Below are 5,545 nucleotides of genomic sequence, written 5' to 3'. Positions count from 1 at the left end.
GCCGGCAGCCCGCGCGGGTCGACGTCGGGGAGCGCGACGCCCGGCTCGCGCAGCACCGTCACCCCGCGCGCCGCCGAGCCGCGCAGCACGCCGTCGACGAAGTAGTGCACGAGGATCGACCCGACGCCCGCCGCCCCGGACGGCGCGCGCGCGACGAGCGCGATCGTCGCCCGCCCGCGCGTCACGTCGCGCACCGGCGTCGTGTAGCGCGCCGTCCACCCGTCGGGCGCGTCGAAGCCGTCGGCGCTCACCCGCACCTCGAGGTCGAACGTGCGCTGGTCGGGCGCGGCCGGGAGGGTGAACGGCCCGCCCGACACGCCCGCCACCGGCTGGTCGGCGAGCCCGATCTCGACGTCGAACGCGACCCCGGCCACCACCGCCTCCGGCGCCAGCACGTCGGGGTACGCGGTGACCTCGCGCGGCGGGGGCGGCGCCGGCACGACCGTCGGCGCGATCCCCGGGCTGGGCGCGGGCGCGGCCTGCGGCGGCTCGGGCGCGGCCCCCGCCGGCGCCGGGAGCACCCCCGACTCCATCCCCCCGCGCACCACGCCGTCGTCCGCCGGCTCGTCCTCCGGCGGGCCGGCCATCAGCAGCTCGCGCGCGACGCCCACCAGCGCGCCGTCGCGCAGGATCACCTCGCCCCACGCCTCGCCGCTCGCGAACCGCGACAGCTCGGCGACCGGCTGCGACTCGTACTCGTGCAGCCCGAGCGCGTCGCGCACCGACGTGGCCGGGTAGCCGCCGTCGACGGCGGCGAGCACGCGCTCGACCACGTAGTACGTCGGGCGCGCGTACCAGTAGACGGTCGTCCCCTCGGCGCGCCGGATCACCGTCGCCTCGGGGGCGCGCCGCCCGCCCGCGTACGCCGCGCGCAGCTCCTCCCACACCGGCGCCGTGTCGGAGAGGCCGAGCGCGGTCATGCGCAGCCCCACCACGTCGCGCATCACCGCGTGGTCCTCGTGGAACCATGCGTGGTACTCGGCCAGCCGCGCCAGCGCGCGGTGGCAGGGCATCGCCGCGTCGAGCGGGATCGCCGCCCGCAGCGCCGCCAGCCGGGCGGGGAGGGGGCGCGAGGACTCCGGCGAGTACGCCGAGCCGCCGAACGGGCCGGGCCGCGACGACGGGGGGGAGGTCAGCGAGGACACGGGACGCTCCGGGTGCGGCGGGTCAGGTGGGGAGGGGGAGGAGGCCGAGGTCGCGCAGCGGGCGCCGCGCCTCCAGGTCCGCGCGGATCGCCGACAGCAGCCGCCCCTCGTTGGCGCGCGGGCCCTCGGGGCCGCCGTCGCTCCCGCGGTGGAGCGCGACCAGCCCCCACTGCGCGTCGAAGCACGGCGCCCCCGACGACCCCTTCTCGGTGCGCGTGGTGTAGCGCAGCACCGCGTCGCCGTCGGCGGGGAGGTCGCCGCACTGCGTGCCGATGGCCAGCGCCAGCGGCTCGCCGACCGGGTGCTGCATGATGAACAGCAGCTGCTCCTCGTGCGGCGCGAGCGGCGGCGTGGGGAGCTCGATCCACCCGCGCGCCCGCGCGCCGCGCAGCTGCGACCCCGAGTCGGCGCCCGGCGGCGCGAGCCCCGGCGCCCCGTCGATGCGCAGCAGCGCGTAGTCGAGCGCGCCCACGGGGCTGTGCGCGACGTACCACTCGGTGGGGTGCAGCCAGTGCGCGACGCCGCGCAGGTCGGGGCCGTCGGCGGTGCGGCGGAAGTCGAAGCGCAGCGTCACCGCGCGCGCGGCCGTCGCGTCGCGCGGCGCCGCGCCCCCCTCGGTGAACAGCGCGTCGACCACGTGGCAGCAGGTGAGCACGCGGTCCGGCCCCACCAGGAAGCCCGTGCCGCACGTCGTCGCCCCCGACGGCTGCTGGACCTCCACGCGGCAGATCCGCCACTCGGCCGCGAGCAACCCCTGCACGAAGCGCGACGGGTCGTAGAAGCGGTCGAGCGTCCCGATCCGCGCCTCCAGCTCGGCGAGCGACCCCGCCTCGGCGCGCCACGGCGCCAGCAGCCCGCCCTCGGCGGCGAGCGACAGCAGCCCCGCGTCGTCGGGGAGCTCCTCGCGCAGCGCGGCCAGCAGCTCGGGGAGCCAGCGCCCGCGGTCGGCCCGCTTGGCGATGTGGAACGCCTGGTCGGCGTGCGCGCCGCGCCGCTCGTCGCGCGTCAGCACGTCGTCGAGCGAGCGCCCGGTGCGATACAGCAGCGCGTCGAGCGCGGCCTCGGAGGGGAGCGCCTTCTCCAGCACGTCGCGCAGCTTCACCACCAGCTGCCGCCGCTGCGCCGTCGCCGCGGGGTCGGCGGCCGGCTCCTCGGCGGCGGCGGCCGCCAGGGCGGGCGCGGGCGCGGGGACCTCGCGCGCCGCCGTCACGTGCGTCGCCGCCGCGACCGGCGCCGGCGCCGGGTGCACCGGCGGGAGGAAGAGCGTCGTCAGCCCGGGGCCGACCTCGCGCCAGTAGCCGCGGTGCCGCTCGCTCGCCGCCACCGGGCGCCACGCCGACGCCGGGAGCGGGCGCCACGGCTCGACGCCCTCGACGTCGTCGCCCGCCAGCGCCTCGCCGACGCGCCGCAGCATCTGCCCCCCCTCCAGCGCCAGCAGCTGGAACGCGAACAGCAGCGTCTCCGGGTGCTGCCACTTGAGCTCCAGCCGCGAGTTCATGCGCCGCGAGCCGACGCACAGGCACCCCGCCACCACCGCCGGCACGTCCCAGTGCCGCAGCGGCAGCGCGTAGAGCACCGTGTGCGGCGTGAACTCGTGCCCGTCGCCGCCGATCAGCGGCACGTACACGTTGCCGATGCCGGGGAGCATGCCGCGCCCGCGCCCGGCGTCGGGGGACACGTACTCCGTCCCCTTGTTGGTGACGTACGCGCGCCCCGTCACCCCGGCGCCGGCGGGGAGCTGCGCCGCGAACTCCTCCCCCTCCTCGGCGAAGGTCGCCGCCACCGCGCCGAGGCCCGGCGCCTCGGGGAGGTCGGGGAAGCGCTCGCGGAACGCGGCCACGGTGAGCTTGGGGCGCGTCGGCAGCAGGAGCGCGACCTCCAGCTCCTCGCTCGGCGCCAGCGTGCCGCTCTCGCGCACCACCTCGCGCGCCCAGGCGAAGAACGGCGCGACGATGCGCTCGCGCACCACGCGCCACCGCCCGTCGGTCGCCGCGCGCGCCGCCGCGACCTCGCGCCGCAGCGCCTCGGTGTCCTTCACCGCCCCGTCGATCAGCGCCGGGTCGTACGCCGGCATGTCGACCGCCGAGTCGGGGATCGTCCACACGACGCCGTAGCCGACGCCGCACAGCGGGCGGTCGATCACCGCGCGGATGCGCCGCGCCTCCCCCCACCACTCGACGCCCGCGCGCGAGAAGCGCAGCAGCCGCGGCTCCTCGACCAGCTCCGGCTCCCCGCCGCCGGCGCGCGGGCGCCGCACGTACGTGCGCAGCTCCGCCTGCGTCGGCTCGAACGGGGTGCGGATGAACAGCTCGGCGCGGCGGTAGCGCGCGTCGAGGAACTGCACGCACGCCTCCTGCTCGACCTTGAGCCCGGGGACGAGCCCGTGCCGCAGGTAGCCGCGCACGCGGTCGCCGAGCGAGGTGGCGTACGCCGACGGCGCGAACCGGCGGTAGGCGTAGCTCGCGAACGCGACGTCGGTGTCGGCGGTGAGCACGATCTCGCCGGCGCGCGCGACCGCGCCGCCGTCGTCCATCCCCCCCTTCCCCGAGCCGTCGGCGCGGCGGAACTCGGCGCGCAGCCCGTCGCTCAGCGCGCCCACCACCGGCTCGCGCTGCCCGCGGTTGCGCTCCGCGAACTGCACCGGCACGCGCGCCACGCGCTGCAGCCCGACCTCCTCCCACCCCGACGTCGGCACCCCCTGGCGCCACACGTCGACGCGCGCGTCCCCCTGCTCGTTGATCTTCACCGTCATGCGCGACGCGCGCGCGGGGCGGCCGCCGGCGCCGGTCCACAGCAGCTCGGGCTCGTGCTCGCGCTGCCCGTCGAGGCGCGCCAGCCGCACGCGCACGCGCGCCTCCCCGGCCGAGCAGCCGCGCGCGTACTCCACCACGTGGAAGCCGGCCGGCGACGCCGCGCTCCCGTGCATGCTCGGCCCGCCGACGCTCGAGAACTCGACCTGGTCGCGCGCGCCGCCGCCGGCGCCCAGCCGCTCGGTGTGCACGTGCCGCCCGAGCGCGGGGCCGTACAGGCACCCGTCGACGCCGAGGCGCAGCAGCTCCAGCTTCGCGCGCCCCGCCCCCGCCGGCACCGGGAAGAGCGCGCCGCTGTCGTCGGTCGGCGGCGACGTGAGCGGGAGGTACGACACGGCGAGCGCGAGCAGCTCGGCGCGCAGCGCGCGCCCCCCCGCCCGCAGCGGCGCGGGGTCCACGCGCGCGTACTCGCCGAGCGCGCGCACGAGCCACGGCTGCACCACGTTCCACGCGTCGCGCGCGTCGTCGGGGACGTGCTCCGTCAGCCGCCCCAGCAGCCGCGCCGCCCCCGCCGGCCGCTCGGCCGTGAGCACGTCGATCAGGAGGAACGCGAGCCCGCTCTCGCCGACGACGTGCAGCCGCACGCGCCCGTCGGGCGTCGTGCACCCGGCGGTGGCGTCGCGGAAGTGCCGCGCGCGCTCGGCGGGGTCGTCGGCGCCCAGGTCGAGGTCGCGCCGCCCCGGCACGACGAGCACGCGCTCGGGCGCCAGCTCGAGCCGCGCCGCGAGGTCGAGCAGGAAGTCGTTCGCCTCGCGCGCGTTGTCGGCGTCGGGCGCGCCGAGCAGGTCGCCGGTGACGACCACCGCGTCGATCCCCGGCCCGTTCCCCTTCCGGGCGGCGTCGGCGCGGGCGAGCAGCGTGGCGCGCGCGACGGCCTGCGCGTCGTCGGCCGCGGGGGTGATCCGCAGGTCCGACAGGTGCCAGAACGAGCCGAAGACGACATCGGTGGACGACATGCGCGAATATGTGTTCACGCATGGCGCGGTCAACAGCGCGTTGTCGCAGCGACCTCGTGCGTGTCCGTGTGCGTTGCATCACAACGCACGCGCGTCGTGGCCAACTGAGCCGCGAGGCTGCGGCAGTCTCTGCAAGAACAGGAATCGGATCGAACGGATCAGATCCGATCCGTTCGATCCGATTCCTGGCAGTTGCTCAGTCCACGGGATGCCCGCCGACGAGCGCCCGGTACACCGCCTCGTGCCGCGCCACGACCGCCGACCAGTCGAACGCGCACGGCGGCTCGGCGCGCGACGCCTCGGCGAGCGCGGCGCGCCGGGCGGCGTCGCGCGCGAGGTCGTGCACCTCCGCCGCGAACGACGCCGCGTCGGGCGCGAGCACGCCGTCGACGCCGTCGCGCACGAAGTCGGCGAGCCCGCTCGCCGCGCGCCCGACCACCGGCACGCCGGCGGCGCGCGCCTCGAGCGCCGCGATCCCGAACGACTCGCTCTGCGACGGGAGGAGGAACAGGTCGGCGGCGGCGTACAGCGCGCGCAGCGCCTCGCGCGTCAGCTCGGCGAGCAGGGTGAGCGTGGCGCCGCGCGCGGCGGCGCGGGCGAGTGCCGCGCGCTCCGGGCCGTCGCCGGCCACCAC

3 protein-coding genes are annotated in these 5,545 nt (G+C 78.0%); all 3 read right to left on the bottom strand.

Annotated elements, in window-relative coordinates:
- Positions 1–1,145, bottom strand: a 1,145-nt coding sequence (locus PYV61_RS20135; RefSeq protein WP_275834981.1) for a TCAD7 domain-containing protein, incomplete at its 3' end; no start/stop codon positions are given.
- Positions 1,146–1,167: 22 nt separating this feature from the next.
- Entirely contained in the window at positions 1,168–4,911 is a 3,744-nt protein-coding gene (locus tag PYV61_RS20130) for a trypsin-like peptidase domain-containing protein (protein ID WP_275834979.1), read from the bottom strand.
- Positions 4,912–5,107: 196 nt separating this feature from the next.
- The coding region (locus PYV61_RS20125; protein ID WP_275834977.1) for a glycosyltransferase at positions 5,108–5,545 on the bottom strand (438 nt) is incomplete at its 5' end.

The organism is Roseisolibacter sp. H3M3-2 (assembly GCF_029211165.1).
GTDB lineage: Bacteria > Gemmatimonadota > Gemmatimonadetes > Gemmatimonadales > Gemmatimonadaceae > Roseisolibacter.
This window is presented reverse-complemented; position numbering and strand designations above follow the sequence as displayed.